The sequence below is a fragment of the Streptomyces sp. NPDC050610 genome (assembly GCF_040654875.1).
Lineage (GTDB): Bacteria > Actinomycetota > Actinomycetes > Streptomycetales > Streptomycetaceae > Streptomyces.
The window spans coordinates 1-15876 of the sequence record NZ_JBFAIV010000032.1; the positions used below are offsets into that span (position 1 = coordinate 1).

Genomic DNA, 15876 nt, shown 5'->3' on the forward strand with positions numbered 1-15876 from the left:
GACCGGAGACCACCTCGCTATCGATGTCCTGCGGTACCCGGGCCCAAGATTTCCGCCCGGGCGATCCTGATGGCGCTCGCTCCTCCGTTCTTCCCTCGGCTGATCACTACTTGCCAACTGCTGGTGATGCGAACTACTCGGTGACCTGGGTAAGCGTCACTCTTCGGCAGCCAGCCCCGTCGCCCGTCCTGCATCTGCCCTGGCTTGGAAGCCCACTGCCGAACCTCCCGGTACGCGCGCCCGCAGCCGACGCCTTCACCGAGGTACCGCTCACTCACTTCACTCACTGCTGGGTACTGCGAACCGCACTTACCGAACTGCCACTGCGTGAACTGCGGTACTGCTCCGGCAGCCCCTGATCACCTCGGGCCACCCGGTCCGGTCGTCAGCCCCGTCGCCGTCCTGCAACAACCCTGGCTTCGAAACTCCACCACCGAACCGTCCTGCAACTGCGTACTGCTGACCGGCAGTTCATCTCTGCCGGTCTCGTTCGATCTCGGCTACAAGAGAAACCATAACCACGCCGCCGCTCAATGTCTACTCCAGTCGGCATAGATTTCCGCGTGTTCGACGGTGAGGTAATCGGCCTCGAACAGCGACGAGGGGTGGGCAGGCCGGGCCAGAGGCCGCAACCCAGGGCGCAAGCTCCGGGACGAGCGGCTGTGACCAGCACGTGAGCCTCGCACTCCGGCCGGAAGCCGGCCTTGTGACCACTCCCCCGCTCGGCTTCAGGCGGTTACCCGCCGGCACCCCCATTCAGCGGGCACTGCCCAGATTCCGGTCGGCTTCGGCGCCTTCGATCATGAGCGTCACCTCTTCAATGCGCCGAAAACGGCCGTCGGGCGCGAACTCGCCGAACAGGTAGACCTCGGTGCGCACGGTGGAACCGTCCGTCTTGGTGATGCGGACGGTGTGCCGGTCGGCGTAGCGGACGCCGTCGTACAGCTCGTCATGGACTTCGACGACCCCTTCGGCGACGACGCCGCGCAGATGGGCAATGTGCTCAAGGAAGTCGTCGCGGTCATCCCAGCGCCCGTCGGTGCGCTGACGGTAGTCGGGGGCGAAATGCCGGTCGGCGGCCTCATGGAGATCGAGTCCCGGATTGAAGATCAGATCGGCGAGTGCGGCGGCGATGTCGGTGCGGCGCATAACGGAATTCCTCTCGTGTCCCAGCCCAGTTGCGTGCGCAACGCACGCATATCAGGCACCGTAACACGCATGCGTGCGGCGCGCACGCTATTCTGAGTGGATGGAGACCGAGGCGGGACGCGAGATCGCCGAGGCACTGGGCGTGCTGCTCAAGCGCAGCACCCGTCAAGGACTGCACCGGGCCCTGGCCATCGGTATGGGGGAAGCCGTGGACGAACTGACCTACCCCGTCCTCAGCGGGCTTGGGCGCACCGGGCCCTGCAGTGCGGCCGACCTTGCGCCCGAGGTAGGGCTCGATCGATCCGGCGTCACCCGCCGCGCCTCCCGACTGGAGGAAGCCGGACTTGTACGTCGTGAAGCGGACCCCGCCGACCGGCGCGCCACCCTGCTCGTCCTCACCGACGCGGGACAGCACACGGTGCGGACATTGCGCGAGCACCTGTCCGCCCGCATCACCGCCAGTCTTGCCTCATGGCCGGCGGACGAGGCCGCAGCCTTCGCCACCTCCCTACGCCGCTTCGTCACCGACGGCCCATTCGCCTAGATCCATTTTCGATGGACGCCCCAGCGTGATGCGCCGGAAATAGCGGGCTGAAGTCCATCCCTAGTTTCCGGTGGCGGGTGGGGTGATCTTGGTGAGGTAGTCGGCGAACAGACTGGTAACGCCACACGCGTATTCGGCGCCCCGTCCACGCACTCCAGGTTGGCGCGGGCGCGCTCGTAAAGACGGGCTTCTACCGCTCCATCCGCCCAGCGCTTCAACTCAGCGAACTCGGCACCGGACAGCCCCACTTCAACGGCAAAAGAACCCCGAGAGACGGGAACAGGCCACGGACTTCAGCCCGCCATTTCCGGCGCATCACACTAGGCCACGCAGTCTCGTACCGCCTTCGCCAGGCGTGCCGCTTCCGGGGTGTCGCCTCCCAGGACGGCGCAGCGCCGGCGGTTGTAGCCGAAGGACAGGGCGGCTCGGGGGTCGGCGAAGGCCACTGAGCCCGCCGCGCCCGCGTGGCCGAAGGAGCCGGCGCCCAGAAAGGGATAGATGTCGGCCTCGGCCTGGAAGCCCAGGCCGAAGGACTCGTGCTGGCGGGCCACCAGGTCGTAGCCGACGGAGTGGATCTGCGCGAACTCCGCCGCCGTGTCGGGCTTGAGGAGCGGGGCCTTGCCGTCGAGTCCGCTGATGGCGGCCGCGTACATCCCTGCCAGACCCCGCGCGGAGGCCATGCCGCCGAAGGAAGCGGGGCCTCCAGCGCGGATGGCGCGGAAGTTGGGCAGTGTTTCGAGGGGGACGGCGTCCGAGGCGTGTTCGTTGAAGGCTATGCCGGGCAGGCTCTCCGGGCTGACCGCCGCCGCGTCCAGTTCAGGCTGCTGCTCGGGCGTCGGGTCCATCGGCAGGGTCGGCAGTACCCGGTGCTCCTGTTCCTCGGGCAGGCCCATATAGAAGTCGAGGCCGTACGGAGCGCGGATACGGGCCTCGTAGAACTCCTGCATCGTCAGGTCCGTGACGCGTCGCACGACCTCGCCGGTGAGTGCGCCGATGACCAGGCCGTGGTAACCGAAGGCCGTGCCCGGCCGCCAGAAGGGGCGCTGGCCGGCCAGTCGTTCGGCGATACGGCGGTCGTCGGCGAGCTCCTCCAGGGAGAAGCCGTCGTCGGCTCCGATCACCCCGGACCGATGGGCGAGGAGGTCGCGCAAGGTGATGCCGGCCTTGCCCTCGGCGGCGAACTCGGGCCAGTAATGGCTGACCTTCTCGTCGAGGTCGAGTGTGCCGTCCTGGACGAGCAGGGCGACGGCGAGGTGCGCGGCGCCCTTGGTGGAGGAGAAGACGCCGGTCAGGGAGTCGCCGGTGATCTCCGGGCCACCCCACAGGTCCACGACCCGGCGTCCGTCTACGTAGGCGGCCAACTGCGCGGCGTGGCCCTCGCGTTCCTCCGCCAAGGTGGCCGCGAACACCTCGCGGACCGGTTCGAAACCCTCGGCCACCGTTCCCTGCGGTACGGATTCGATCGGCATGAGGCGCCCCTCGCTTGATCAACTGTTCGGTCGTCGTCGGACGCAAACCGCAGGCGGCACGTGGAAATTCCGCCGCCACACCCCCGGTTGCGCGACTTCGCCGGCAAGGAGGCCGGGCTGGGCTTCGGATCCGCCGACCACCGTGAACAGATCCCGCCAACCGCGTTGAACGGGAACGGTGTGACCTGCGAGGAAGTCGGAGCGCTCCGCCAACTACCGCGCACGGTCACAGGAGGGCTCAACGGAGCCGGCATGCGCAGAGCGCCGATCTGTCCACAGGCGATCCGTGGCCTCCTGGTGGACATGAGCGAACACGGGCAGCAGTCGCCCCCGCGCCGCGACCAGGTCCTGGACGCCCACGCGCGGGCTGGGCGAAAGGCTTTCACCCGGCCCGTGCCGAAATCCGCAAAGACTCAGGCGAAATTCTCCCTCATGCGCGCGAAGGGCTCCACCATCGATCGGTCGGCCAGTGGCCCCTCCTGCGCGGCGCCCGGTCAGAAGGAGGGCGGCGGCGAACAGCTCGGCCGCCGCGCCCGCGGGGGTTCGCCGCGCGGTCGGCCGGCGCGTCGGCGTACCGCGAGAGCGGGTCCGGGAGCCGGACTGAATGGTCCCGGCTCCGCCCGGTGCTTCCACGGTGGGCGAAGGCGGCGTCGGCGTTGCCCCGACCGCGGCTGACGGGCGATCACGGTCGTACTCCCCTGGCGCAGGGCTGGTTCGACTGCCGTGGGTGAGCGGCGCCGCAGTGGAAGCAGCGACTCGTCACAAATCCTGGATTTTTCGTTCTAAAGAGCCTTTCTTGGTGAGTGCTTTACAGGGCGTGTAGCAGAATGAAATGACAGTCATTTTCATTTACATTCTGGAGGAGCCGTCCGCATGTCCGCAACCGTCTACGACCCCACGACCGCCACCAGCCGCGCCCGCAGACGCCAGTTGCTCGCGGGGTGCCTCGGCAACGGCGTGGAGTGGTACGACTGGACGCTGTTCACCATCCTCGGCGTCTACTTCTCGCGCCAGGTCTTCCCGCCCGCGGCGGACAACAGTTTCGTCCCGCTCCTCCAGACCTTCGCCGTCTTCGCGGTGGGCTACTTCTTCCGCCCGCTCGGCGGCCTGCTGCTCGGGGCGCTCGCGGACCGGCGCGGCCGGCGCGAGGCGATGGCCGTCACGCTGTCGCTCATGGGGCTCGGCTGCCTGATACTCGCGGCAGTGCCCACGTACAGCAGCGCCGGGCTGCTCAGCCCGGCCGTGCTGGTCGCCGCGCGGGTCGTACAGGGCCTGGCCGCCGGCGGGGAGTCGTCCACCGCCATCGCGTACCTGACCGAGTCGGCCCCGAGGAAGCGGCGCGGCTTCTACGCGGGCCTGATGCACTCCGGGGAGGGCATCGGCCTCTTGGCGGCCACCGGGGCCGCGGCACTCACCGCCCAGGTGCTGCCGCCGGCGGCGATGAGCACGTACGGCTGGCGGATCCCCTTCGCCCTCGGCGCGGTCGCCGCGCTGGTCGGCGTATGGATCCGGTTCCGGAGCCAGGAGACCAGCGACGTGGCGGAGGCTGTCCGGGCCGGGCGGGCCGAACGGCCGCGGGTCCTGGAGTTCCTGACGCGGCACCCCCGCCAGACCCTGGTCCTGGCCGGGGTGATCCTCGCGGGCACTGCCTCCCAGTACCTGTGGCTGACCTTCCTGCCCACCTACGCCCATCTGACCACTGGCATCAGCCGCTCGACCGCGTTGACGACCAGCACGATCGCCCTCGTCTTCTTCGTCGTCGTCCAGCCGCTGAGCGGCCTGGCCGCGGACCGGATCGGGCCTCGCCGGATGCTCGTCGCCTTCGGCATCGCGACCACCGCGCTGACCGCGCCGCTGCTGTTCCTGCTGCGGCCATCGGCGGGCGCACTCCTGGCCGTGCAGTGCGGCGGGGCACTGCTGTGCTCACTGTGGTCCACATCCTCGCTCGCGGTGATGTCCGACTTGTTGCCCATGCGCTGCCGCGTCACCGGCATAGGCTTCACCTACGGGGCCACCGCGGCTCTGGTCGGCGGCACCCTGCCCCTGGTCGGAACCGCTCTGAGCGGCCACGGCGACATGCCGCTCTTCGGCGGGTACCTCACCGCGCTCGCCCTGATCACCACCGCCGTCTGCGCCTTCGCCCTGCCCAAGGCGCTTCGCACCGCGCACGCCGGCGGGACCGACCCGTGCGACACGCCGACGCCCGTCCCGCTCCCCGCGGAGGCCGACCCCACCCCCGTATCCCATGCCGTACCCGCGCTGGAAAAGAGCCCGTGACCCGCCGACCGCGTGGCCGGGGCGCCGATCCCGGAACGTCCATGCGCACCGCACACGACCGTGGTGATCCGGCGATGCCCCTCTGCTCCGCCGCATCGACCCGGGCACGGCCACGGAAACTCCGAGCAGACGCGGACACGACGGAACTCCCACGCGAGCGGCGCGTCCTGATCCTGGTGATCTGCTGTACGAGCCTGCTTCTGGTCAGCCTGGACAGCACCATTCTGAACGTCGCCCTGCCGGTGATGCAGCGGGGCCTGGGCGCCTCCCTCTCCGGGATGCAGTGGGCCGTCGACTCCTACACCCTGGTCCTCGCGTCCCTGCTGCTGCCGGCCGGCTCGGTCGCCGACCGCGTCGGCCGCCGCAAGGTCTTCACCACGGGCCTGATCGTCTTCGCCCTCGGCTCGGCACTGTGCTCGGTGGCGCCCGACCTGGGGACGCTGATCCTGTTCAGAGTGGTGCAAGCCATCGGCGGCTCGATGCTCAACCCCGTCGCCATGTCGATCATCACCACCACCTTCACCGTCCCCAGCCAACGAGCTCGCGCGATCGGCGTCTGGGGCGGCGTCTTCGGCCTGGCCATGGCCGCCGGCCCCCTCATCGGCGGCCTGCTGGTGGACACGGTCGGCTGGCGGGCGGTCTTCCTCATCAACATTCCTGTCGGTGTCGTCGCCGTCTGGGCCACCCTGCGCTACGTCCCCGAGTCGCGCGCCCCCGCGCCGCGCCGGCCCGACCCCATCGGGCAACTGCTCGTCGTCGGGCTGCTCAGCACGGTCACGTACGCCATCATCGAGGCGCCCGGCAAGGGCTGGACCTCGGCGGAGGTCCTGGCCTGCCTGGTGGGCGCCACCGCCTCGCTCCTCGGCCTGCTGAGATACGAATCGCGCCGTGCCGAGCCGTTGCTGGATCTCCGGTTCTTCCGCAGCGCACCGTTCAGCGGCGCCGTCGCCATCGCCGTCACGGGCTTCGCGGTCCTCGGCGGATTCCTCTTCCTCAACACCCTCTACCTGCAGAACGTACGTGGTCTCGACGCGCTGCACGCGGGCCTGTACCTGCTGCCGATGGCAGCGTTCATGCTGATCAGCGCGCCCGCATCCGGCCGCTTGGTCGCCTCCCACGGGCCTCGCCCCTCGCTGGTCCTCTCCGGCGCCGCCATGGCCCTGGGCGGCGTGCTCTTCGCGGCCTGCGATGCCGAAGAATCCCGCCCTTCGCTCTTCCTGGGCTACTGCCTGCTGGGCATCGGCGCCGGCATGGTCAACGCGCCCATCACCAACACCGCCGTCTCCGGGATGCCCCTGTCCCAGGCCGGAGTCGCCTCCGCGGTGGCCACCACCAGCCGCCAGGTCGGCCAGGCTCTGGGCGTGGCCGTCATCGGCGCGGTCCTGGCCCACGGCACCCGGAACATCACCGGCGCCGCATACCCGGATGCGTTCGCCGACGCCGCCCGGCCCGCCTGGTGGGTCATCACCGGCTGCGGTGTGGCCGTCCTGCTGGTCGGCGCGGCCACCAACGGCCGCTGGGCACAGAAGTCGGCGGAACGCACCGCCCGTCTCCTCGCGGAGGCCGGCACACCCGGGCGGGCAAGGGGCGCCGCCTCGCATCCGTGACAGCGTAATCCCGTAACTCCGCGGCCGAGCAGGGCAGTTGATTGGTGATGCCCCATGATGCGAGTGAGCACTGACCGACCGAAGTGGTCCAGCGTCTCGTCAGTCACCTTGTCACTGAGCTCCGCCGCCCTCGGCCGCCGCCGACCGAGCACGGGAGGCGAAGCCGCTCGCGGCCGTACGGCTGCCCGGGGTCTTCGCGGCGGCGGACCGGACCCGTGGGTGCGTGTTTCCGAAGCCGAACCTGAACCCGAATCGGGAGCTCAATGGCTTGATGGACGAGCGATACGGCCGTGGGGCCGTTCAGCGCTGTGTCATGCGCCCGCCCGGCGATCAGCGCGCGACACTGCGCATCAGTCCCTCAAGATCGCTTTCGCCGGCCGGCGTCTGCGCCCCGTCCCGCAGACCCCCGCTGATCAGACGCTGAGCTGCCGGCTCGCTGAACGTAGACGCCCAAGCATCGTTCTCACGAAGGAGTCCTTCCTTGAAATCATCGGCAGGCAGCGCGTGCTTGGCTGCCTCGATGACGCCGTCGGGCAGCGCGGCGATGTTACGGGCGATCCGGTCGACGTACTCGTCGAGCTCGTCGGCCGGCAGGGCCCGGTTGATCCAGCCGTAGGACGCCGCGGTCCGGGCATCGAACAAGTCGGCGGTGAGGATCACCTCCAGTGCGCGGTTGCGCCCCACGCGGTCCCGGAGGTACTGCGTTCCGCCCCCGCCGGGGATGATGCCCATCAGCGCTTCGATCTGACCCAGTCCAGCGGTCTCGACGGCGGCGAATGTCATGTCCGCCGCGGCCACGAATTCCGCCCCGCCTCCGCGGGCCTTCCCGGCGAGCTTCACGATGGTCACCTGGGGCTGGTGGCGGATCAGCTCACCGATCGCCTGGAACACGTTGACGTCCGCCGGCGCGGATGCGGCGAGTTCCTGGAGGACGTCCATCTCTTCCCCGACGTGCATGTCCACGTGAGCGATGAAGAATTCCGAGTTGGCGCTGGAGAAGACGATCACGCGGACGGAAGCGTCGTCCTTGAGGCCCGTCAGCACCGTCCGCAGCTCACGCATCATCGTCGTTCCGAGCGCGTTCACCGGGGGATTATCGAGGACGATCCGGGCGACGCCGTGTTCGCTGCTCACGTGCAGCGTCGAGTAGGCATCGTTGGTCATGAGGTTCTCCGATGGTTACCGTTGGGCATGTAGGTTTGCAATGCATACCTACCGTCGACGACGGCGCCCAGACGGTCAAGAACGCACTTTGGGAGCACCTAGGATCATGAAGGACACCGGTCTGCACAGCGTTGACGCCGAAGCACGGACGGTTTTCCGGGCGAACTGCCCCAGCCGGCCGATCCTCGACCAGATAGCGGACAAGTGGTCGATGATGGTGATGGAGCTGCTGGAGCGGCCCACCCGGTTCAATGAACTGAAGCGGGGCCTGGAGGGCATCACGCAACGTGTCCTCACCCAGACACTGCGCCGTCTTGAGCGCAACGGCATGATTCAGCGCACGGTGCTGCCGACCTCACCGGTCGGCGTCGAGTACTCGCTCACCCCCCTGGGCGCATCCCTGCGCGAGCCGTTCGGCCGGCTCTACGACTGGACCGTCGAGCACAGCGGAGAGATCCAGTCCTGCCAGCGGGCGTACGACATCAGGGCTGACGTTTAGCCGCCTGTTCGATGATGTCAACCCGCGGCGACAAGCGGTTCTGCTCGGCGAGGCGCAAGACCGCCGCCCTGCGGGTGGTGGCGGCACTACGTCGAGACTGTGGCCGTCGACCTGTGGTTCGCCCAGGGCGTCGAGACCGAGCACATCGTGCGCTGTCCGGCATACGGCCGGCGGTTCGCCCACGGCCAAGGTCACCCCGCCGTGACGCGGCCCACCGCCGCCCCGCGTGCCGCCAGTTCGCCTACCGGGGACGCCTTGCCGAGCGGGTACGCGAAGGCGTCACCGCCTCGGCCGCTGTGACGGCTCCCGATACCCGCTACACCCCCGTGAGCAGCACAAACGGCCTGACGATCACCGCCCCTGCGGGGACGGCCGGTTGAAGACCCTCACCCACTCGTCGTCGGGGACGGGCTTGCCCCGTAGCGGTCGCAGGCCCGTTCGTACGCCGCCACGTCACCATGCTCGGCCGCTACTCCTTCAAGCTCCCGGAACTGCCCGGGGCCATAGGCCCTCGCTCGGTCGCTCAGAGGAGGGCGCCGCCGGAGACCTCGATGCGCTGGGCGGTGACCCAGCGCAGGCCCTCGGAGGCCAGCGTGGCGATGGCGTCGCCGATCTCCTCAGGTTCGCCGACGCGGCCGAGCGCGGTCTGTCCGGCCAGAACCTGGCGCATCTCGGCGTCGTCCCGCATCGCTCCGCCGTTGAAATCGGTGGCGGTCGGCCCCGGGGCGATGGAGTTGACCCGGATGCCGCGCGGGCCGAGTTCTGCGGCGAGGGTGCGGCTCAGGGCTTCGACGGCGGCCTTCGAGGCGGAGTAGACCGAGGTGGCGGGGCTGGTGTGGCGGGTCAGTGACGTCGAGACGTTGATGACGACGCCGCCTTGGGCCAGCAGCGGCACAAGTGACCGGATGAGGAAGAACGTACCCCGGACGTTGGTGCCCATCACCGTGTCGAAGTCGTCGGTCGTGACGTCCTCCAGCGGTCCGAAGATCCCCACTCCCGCGTTGTTGACCAAGATGTCGAGCCGCGAAGCACCCCAGTGCTCCAGTTGCTCGCTCAGCTCGGAGGTGAAGGACGCGAAAGAGGAGACGTCGCTGATGTCGAGCCGGAGAGCGGCGGCAGTCCCGCCCACCGCCCGCACCTGTTCCACCGTCTTCTCGGCCCCGGCCGCATCACCGCGGTGGGTGGCCAGGACCCGTACCCCGCGTGTGGCCAGGGCGATGGCCGCGCCGCGTCCGAGGCCGCGATTCGCACCGGTCACCAAAGCGATCTTGTCGATCGTCATGAACTGTCCCTCCACCGCGCGGCTGCCGGAATCCATCCGGGCGCCACAGACAGGATGCGAGTCACTCGACTCGCCTTGCTCTCGTACCGTAAGCAGCACCGCAGAGGCGAGTCAAGTGACTCGCCTCGGGTCTGCGGCATACTGTCCGCATGGCAGCAGAACTCTCCGCGCACCACCGCAGGCTCGCGCAGCAGAAACGCGAGGCGATCACCACGGCGGCCACGGAACTGTTCCTGGACCGTGGCTACGACGGCACCTCACTGGCCCGGATCGCCGAAGCGGCCGGGGTCTCGAAGTCCACCCTGTTCAAGCGGTTCCCCACCAAGGCGGCCCTCTTCGAGGCCATCGTCACCGAGTCCTGGCAGCGTGACGCCGGCGACGCCGCCGCGCGGCCACAGGCCGGAGATCTGCGCTCCGGACTGACAACTGTCGGCCACCGCTATGCCGACCTGGTCGGCCGGCCCGGCATGACAGCCCTGTTCCGGATCGTCATCGCCGAACTGCCTCGTTTCCCCGAACTGGGACGGATGCAGTTCCAGCTCGGCAAACTGCCCTACTTCACCTCCGTTCAGCGCTACTTGGAATCCGAGCACGAGGCGGGCAACGCCGATGTCCCGGACGCGGTGAGCGCCGCGAACCAGTTCCTCGGCATGATCGCCAACTACGTCCTGTGGCCGCGCATGCTGCTGACCGACTGGAACCCCGCGGCCTCCGACATCCACGACGCCGTCGAACAGGCCGTCCAGACCATGCTCGCCAGATACGCCCCGACCCGAAGCCGGAACGTTGACGCTGGCGCTGGCGCGCGATGCTCAACATCCGCGACGTCTCCACTCGGCGACGCATGCCGGTGAACGATCCTTTGAGGACAGGGCAGCAGCGCGTCCAATGAACCCGCGTGAGCACGGGGGTTCGCGGCGGCAAGAATCCCATCGGATCCGACCGTGAACCCCTACGGGCGGTTCGAGAGGAACACGAACAGTTGCCTCGGCCTGAGCCTGATCGCCAGGGCAATCGTCGTCCCCGGACCGCGCACCCGCGAGGGCGCACCGGCCGCCGCTCCGGCGTGAACAGGCGGCCCGGCCTGCGCCCGCAGCGGATGAGCGATGCTCCTTCAGAGCGGCGGGACGCCCGCTCGGTGTAAGCCGTCGACCGTCGTCGAGTACTGGCCCATGGAGCGGCACACGAGCGTACTGAGCGTCACTCGTGCATGCGGCGCAGCGCGTCCATGGCGCTGTCGACGACTTGGCGGTCGGTGAGGTGGGCGTGGTCGTGCGCGGGGCGGCCCGCGTTGAAGCCGAGCAGGACGGGTTTGCCGAAAGCGCGGTGTCCGTTGAGCCACCAGGACCAGCGTCCGGGGTCGGCGGGGTCGAGCCATTCGAGAAGGTCGGCGTTCTTGTCCCAGAAGACGGACGGGAATTGGAGCCAGAGCTTGTCGAGGAGTCCGGATCCCAGGGCGTCGATGGCTTCACGCTTCTGGGCGGGGAGCGCGGGTTCGAAGGTGATCTTCCGCGCTTTGAGGACGCCGAGAGGGACGGTGATGACGCACCGGTCCGCACGCAGCGTCTCGCCGTCGGCGAGGGTGAGGGTCACGCCGCCGGGGTCTCGGGCGATGCGGGTGACGACGGCGCCGGTGCGTACGGGGATGGTGCCGCGGACGTGGGCGAGGAGCTTGTCGTAGCCGTCGGGCAGGAGGAGGTCGCGGCCCTGGCCCGCGACGCCTTCCTCCTGGGCGGAGAGGGCGAGGTGTTCTGGTTCGACGGCGTACTCCTGGACCAGGACGGAGTTGACCGCGTACCGCAGTTCCGGTGGCATCGGGTGGGGCAGGAGGGCGGAGACGGCGGTGGTGTCGGGGTCTTCGATGTCCTCGGACTTCGCCATGCGCGCGCCGAGTTCGGCGATCGCGTCCTCGTCACGTCCGACGACGCTGTCGTAGTCGAAGGGATAGGAGCGTCCGCGGGTCTCGCGCAGGAGCGTGGTGAGGGGGTTTCCCTCGCTTCCGTGGATCCAGGAGGCGCCCATCTCCGCCGGGATGCCGTCGAGACGCTCGGTCCAGGTCCGGCCGCCGATGCGGTCGCGGCCCTCCAGGACGGTGACGTGCACGCCCTCGTCGGTCAGGTCGCGTGCGCAGCCCAGGCCGGAGAAGCCGGAGCCGATCACGATGACGTGTTCGCCTGGGCGCGCCGCCTTGGTGATCTCGTCGGCTGCCCTCCGCCCGCTGAGCAGGGCCCCGGCCTGGGTGGCCGGCGCCTCGCCGGAGGTGGCCTCGCCGGCGAAGTGCAGGCGGCCGGCCGGGGCGGCGAGTTTCTCGCGCACGGACACGCCCAGCGGGCTGGGGGCGAGGTAGGAGTAGGAGCCGAGCGCGAACGGATCGGTCGACCACGAGGTTCGCAGGAACGCGACAGGCTCGGGCACATCATTCACGTGGGGCATGGTCGGGCTCGTTTCTGAGGAGGTCGCGCCGGCGGCCGCGGTCGCCCGCTCGCGGCCGGAAACCAGCGTCTGCTCGTTCCGCTCATGTGCTGTGTCCTAGCCCGATGACCGCAGCCGGGCCAGGTGGTCGGTGAGGGGCGCCTCGGAGCCGGGCGGTCGGCCGGCGGTCAGGGGCGTGCGCCGTCGAGGAGGAGTTTGGTGAGGTAGTCGGGGGCCTGCTTGGCGCCCATATAACCCTCGTTGACCATTTGCCAGGCGCACTCGGCCAGGGAGCACATGGCGGAGCCGAGCCAGTTCGCGGGCATGTCCGTACGGAACAGGCCCTCACTCTGGCCGCGGACGGCGAAGGCGGTGAGTTCCTGTACGACGGCGTCGGCCGCGGCGCTCAGCTCGGGAACGCCCAGAACATCCGCCTCGACGTAGACGACGCTCCACAACTGGGCCAGCGCGTCATAGTTGGCGACCAGCACACCGAGGGCATCCTCGACGGGAGCATCCGGCAGCCGGGCCTCTTCGAGCACCTCCTCGCAGTGGGCGAGAATCCTGCGGCCCATCGCGTCGATCAGGCCCTCCCGGGAGGAGAACAGCCTGGTCAGCGTCGCCCGGCTCACCCCCACCCGGGCGGCCAGCTCCTCCATCGACGCACCCCGGTCCTGGGCGATCGCCCGGATCGCCCGCTCCAGCACCGCGTCCACATCGGTACGCACCGGCACGGCAACACCTCCATATCTTCTGACGCAATAATGCCTCACGAGACGCGAAAACGCATCTCGATGATGCAGGATGGGCGTATGACGAAGACAGTGAAGCGCGAGGCACGGCGACCGGATATCACCCTGCCGGAGCTGCGTACGTACGAAGGGCGCGAGCTGGAGCCCGACGGGGACTACGACGGGCTGAGGTTCGAGGACCTGGACCTGAGCGGGACCGACGGTGCGGGGGCGACGTTCCTGGACTGCGGGATGTACCGCTGCGGGCTGGACGAGGCCCGCCTCGGGCGCGCGCGGCTGCTCGACTCAGTCCTGGATGGCATACGGGGCGTCGGTACGCGGCTGGAGGGCGCCGAACTGCGGGACGTGGAGCTGCGGGACGCGCGGCTCGGCGGTACGCAGATGCACGGGGCGCGGCTGAACAGGGTGGTGGTGCGTGGCGGGAAGATCGATTTCCTGAACCTGCGCCAGGCGAAGCTGACGGATGTGACGTTCGAGGGGTGCGTGCTGGCCGAGCCGGACTTCGGGGGTGCGTCCCTGGAACGGGTCGCGTTCCAGGACTGCGTGCTGCGCCGGGCCGAGTTGCATCAGGCGAAACTGAAGGATGTGGACCTGCGGGGCGCGGCGGAGCTGGACATCGCGACGGGGCTCGACCGGCTGGCGGGCGCGGTGATCAGCCCGACCCAGCTGATGGAGCTGGCCCCGGCGTTCGCGGCGCGGATCGGGGTGCGCGTGGAGGGGTGAGCGGCGTGCTCGTACCCGGGCCGGTGGAACGCCGAACCGCGCTCGGGATCTTGACGGCTGCCACCGCCGGCGGCGCGGCCGGCCTGTTGGCCCTCGAAACCCTCCGTCGCGGCCGCCACGATTTCCCGCACCGGTCCCCCCGGCTGCGGGCTGCCCGCCGGTGAGCTCGCCGTCAAAGACGCGGCTGTCCCGTGGACCGATCTGCTCCTGCTGGTGGGCGTCCTGAACCGCCCTGGTCGTCCCGCTGGCCCGCGGCATGTTCCTGGAAGAAGCCCTCGCGGCCCTCGGCGCGGGGAGCGTGCTCGCGCCGACCCGCGTCGACGCCGGCCCTGACCTGTTTGGGGACAGGGGCTTCGAATTCCTGGACCCGGCGGCTGCTCGCGGTGCGTTGGCCACGGGCTGTGCCCTTCGCCGGGTGAGGTCCGCGGTTCACCTCGTAGCGGCGGATGCGTGTGAAAAGTACAAGACTGCCGCCGGAATCCGTCTTGAGGGACGCTGGGTACCTCATCTCATGGCAGGAGACGGCCGATGACGATGCCTTCGGAGCCATCCGGCTCCCGTGCGCCCCTCCACCTGTCGGGCAACAACGCGCCGGTCCCGGCCGAGGTCACATGTCGGCCGAGCGCGGTGATCGGCGCGATTCCCAAGGAGCTGCGCGGTCAGTACTTCCGTAACGGGCCCAATCCGCGCACCGGTTGGTCTCCGCACTTCTTCGCCGGTGACGGCATGATCCACACCATTGCGCTGGCCGACGGGCAGGCCGCCTGGTATCGCAACCGCTACGTCCGTACACCGCTGCACGCGCAGCCCGGCGCGTCCCGGTTCGCCCTCGCCTTCGACCCGGTCACCTCGCGGATCGACTACCGCGTCACCACGGCCAACACACACCTCATCGCCCACGCCGGCCGGCTCTTCGCCCTCGAAGAAGGCGGATTCCCCTACGAGATAACCCCCGACCTGGCGACTCTCGGAGCCTTCACCTTCGACGGGGCGCTGGAGACCCCCATGACCGCCCACCCCAAGACCTGCCCCCGCACCGGGGAACTGCACTTCTTCGGCTACCGCGTCCGACCGCCGTATCTGACGTACTACCGGGCCGGCGCGGCGGGACAGGTCCTGCGGCGGCAGACCGTGGAGGTGCCGCGGGCCACGATGATGCACGACTTCGCCATCACCGCACGGCACGTCGTCTTCATGGACCTGCCCGTCGTCTTCGACGCCGAGCAGGCCGCGGCGGGCGGGCTGCCCTGGCGGTGGGAGGACAGCCACCGCGCCCGGTTCGGCGTCCTGCCCCGGACCGGCCAGGACGGGCCGGATGGACAGGACAGGCAGGGCCGGCAGGACGGACAGGACGACTCTGTGCGGTGGTTCGACATCGCTCCCTGCTACGTGTGGCACACCCTGAACGCCTTCGAGTCCCACGGAACGATCACCGTCACCGGCACCCGCGTCCCCACCCTGTGGCGCCACGGACCACAGGACCCGGGCGGCGGCCTGCCCGCCCTGCACCAGTGGGTACTCCACCTGGCCACCGGCCGCGTCACCGAGACTCCACTGGACGACACGCCCAGCGAATACCCCCGCATCGCCGACACCCGCACCGGACTGCCCCACCGCTACGGCTACACCACGAGCTTCGCCCTGGACGCCGAGCCCCACCACGCCGAGATCTACAAGTACGACCTCACCCACGGCGCCCTGCGCAGTACCCACCGCTTCCCGGCCGGCCACACCTGCGGCGAAGCGGTCTTCGTCCCCCGCTCCGGCGCCGGCCCGGACCGGGAGGACGACGGCTACCTCATGGCCTTCGCCCACGACCGCGCCCGCGGCACCAGCTACCTGGCCATCCTGGACGCCACCGACCTCGACGCCGACCCGGTCGCCGAGATCCACGTCCCCGTCCGCATACCGGCCGGCTTCCACGGCAACTGGATACCAGCACCCCCGCCCGAACCGGCCGCCCCATCCCCGTAGCCTGCGACCGGCCCCCGTCCCTGC

Annotated in this window: 13 protein-coding genes; 7 read left to right on the forward strand and 6 right to left on the reverse strand. The window is 69.6% G+C overall.

Annotated features, from left to right (window positions below; genetic code table 11):
• Positions 1 to 756 precede the first annotated feature (756 nt).
• The gene (locus AB0I22_RS30725) at positions 757 to 1149 is read right to left on the reverse strand and encodes a nuclear transport factor 2 family protein (RefSeq protein WP_363134229.1); all 393 of its coding nucleotides are present in this window, start codon (positions 1147 to 1149) and stop codon (positions 757 to 759) included.
• Between the two features lie 100 nt (positions 1150 to 1249).
• Between AB0I22_RS30725 and AB0I22_RS30730 the strand changes: the two genes are divergently transcribed.
• Positions 1250 to 1693, forward strand: a complete 444-nt coding sequence (locus tag AB0I22_RS30730) for a MarR family transcriptional regulator (RefSeq protein ID WP_363134230.1) — start codon at positions 1250 to 1252, stop codon at positions 1691 to 1693.
• A gap of 320 nt (positions 1694 to 2013) precedes the next feature.
• On the opposite strand, the gene AB0I22_RS30735 is transcribed toward AB0I22_RS30730, so the two are convergent.
• The gene (locus AB0I22_RS30735; protein ID WP_363134231.1) at positions 2014 to 3162 is read right to left on the reverse strand and encodes a serine hydrolase domain-containing protein; all 1149 of its coding nucleotides are present in this window, start codon (positions 3160 to 3162) and stop codon (positions 2014 to 2016) included.
• A gap of 873 nt (positions 3163 to 4035) precedes the next feature.
• On the opposite strand from AB0I22_RS30735, the gene AB0I22_RS30740 reads away from it, so the two are divergent.
• Complete coding sequence (locus tag AB0I22_RS30740) at positions 4036 to 5439, forward strand: MFS transporter (protein ID WP_363134232.1); 1404 nt, start codon at positions 4036 to 4038, stop codon at positions 5437 to 5439.
• A gap of 41 nt (positions 5440 to 5480) precedes the next feature.
• Complete coding sequence (locus AB0I22_RS30745; RefSeq protein WP_363134233.1) at positions 5481 to 7046, forward strand: MFS transporter; 1566 nt, start codon at positions 5481 to 5483, stop codon at positions 7044 to 7046.
• Between the two features lie 330 nt (positions 7047 to 7376).
• Here the strand turns inward: AB0I22_RS30745 and AB0I22_RS30750 are convergent, their stop codons facing one another.
• Complete coding sequence (locus AB0I22_RS30750; protein WP_363134234.1) at positions 7377 to 8210, reverse strand: enoyl-CoA hydratase/isomerase family protein; 834 nt, start codon at positions 8208 to 8210, stop codon at positions 7377 to 7379.
• 106 nt (positions 8211 to 8316) lie between these two features.
• Here AB0I22_RS30750 and AB0I22_RS30755 point away from each other — a divergent pair, with 106 nt between their 5' ends.
• Positions 8317 to 8709 (forward strand): helix-turn-helix domain-containing protein, encoded by a 393-nt coding sequence (locus AB0I22_RS30755; RefSeq protein WP_363134235.1) that lies wholly within the window; start codon positions 8317 to 8319, stop codon positions 8707 to 8709.
• Positions 8710 to 9232: 523 nt separating this feature from the next.
• Here the strand turns inward: AB0I22_RS30755 and AB0I22_RS30760 are convergent.
• Positions 9233 to 9991, reverse strand: coding sequence for an SDR family oxidoreductase (locus AB0I22_RS30760; RefSeq protein ID WP_363134236.1), 759 nt, complete (start codon positions 9989 to 9991; stop codon positions 9233 to 9235).
• 149 nt (positions 9992 to 10140) lie between these two features.
• Here AB0I22_RS30760 and AB0I22_RS30765 point away from each other — a divergent pair, with 149 nt between their 5' ends.
• Positions 10141 to 10845, forward strand: a complete 705-nt coding sequence (locus AB0I22_RS30765) for a TetR/AcrR family transcriptional regulator (RefSeq protein WP_363134237.1) — start codon at positions 10141 to 10143, stop codon at positions 10843 to 10845.
• A gap of 346 nt (positions 10846 to 11191) precedes the next feature.
• Here AB0I22_RS30765 and AB0I22_RS30770 read toward each other — a convergent pair whose 3' ends face one another.
• Positions 11192 to 12424: an FAD-dependent oxidoreductase gene (locus AB0I22_RS30770; protein ID WP_363134238.1), complete on the reverse strand. Its 1233-nt coding sequence runs from the start codon at positions 12422 to 12424 to the stop codon at positions 11192 to 11194.
• Between the two features lie 167 nt (positions 12425 to 12591).
• On the reverse strand, positions 12592 to 13137 hold the full coding sequence (locus tag AB0I22_RS30775) for a TetR/AcrR family transcriptional regulator (RefSeq protein WP_363134239.1): 546 nt from the start codon (positions 13135 to 13137) through the stop codon (positions 12592 to 12594).
• Positions 13138 to 13215: 78 nt separating this feature from the next.
• Between AB0I22_RS30775 and AB0I22_RS30780 the strand changes: the two genes are divergently transcribed.
• Complete coding sequence (locus AB0I22_RS30780; protein WP_363134240.1) at positions 13216 to 13878, forward strand: pentapeptide repeat-containing protein; 663 nt, start codon at positions 13216 to 13218, stop codon at positions 13876 to 13878.
• A gap of 528 nt (positions 13879 to 14406) precedes the next feature.
• Positions 14407 to 15852 (forward strand): carotenoid oxygenase family protein, encoded by a 1446-nt coding sequence (locus tag AB0I22_RS30785; RefSeq protein WP_363134241.1) that lies wholly within the window; start codon positions 14407 to 14409, stop codon positions 15850 to 15852.
• Positions 15853 to 15876 lie beyond the last annotated feature (24 nt).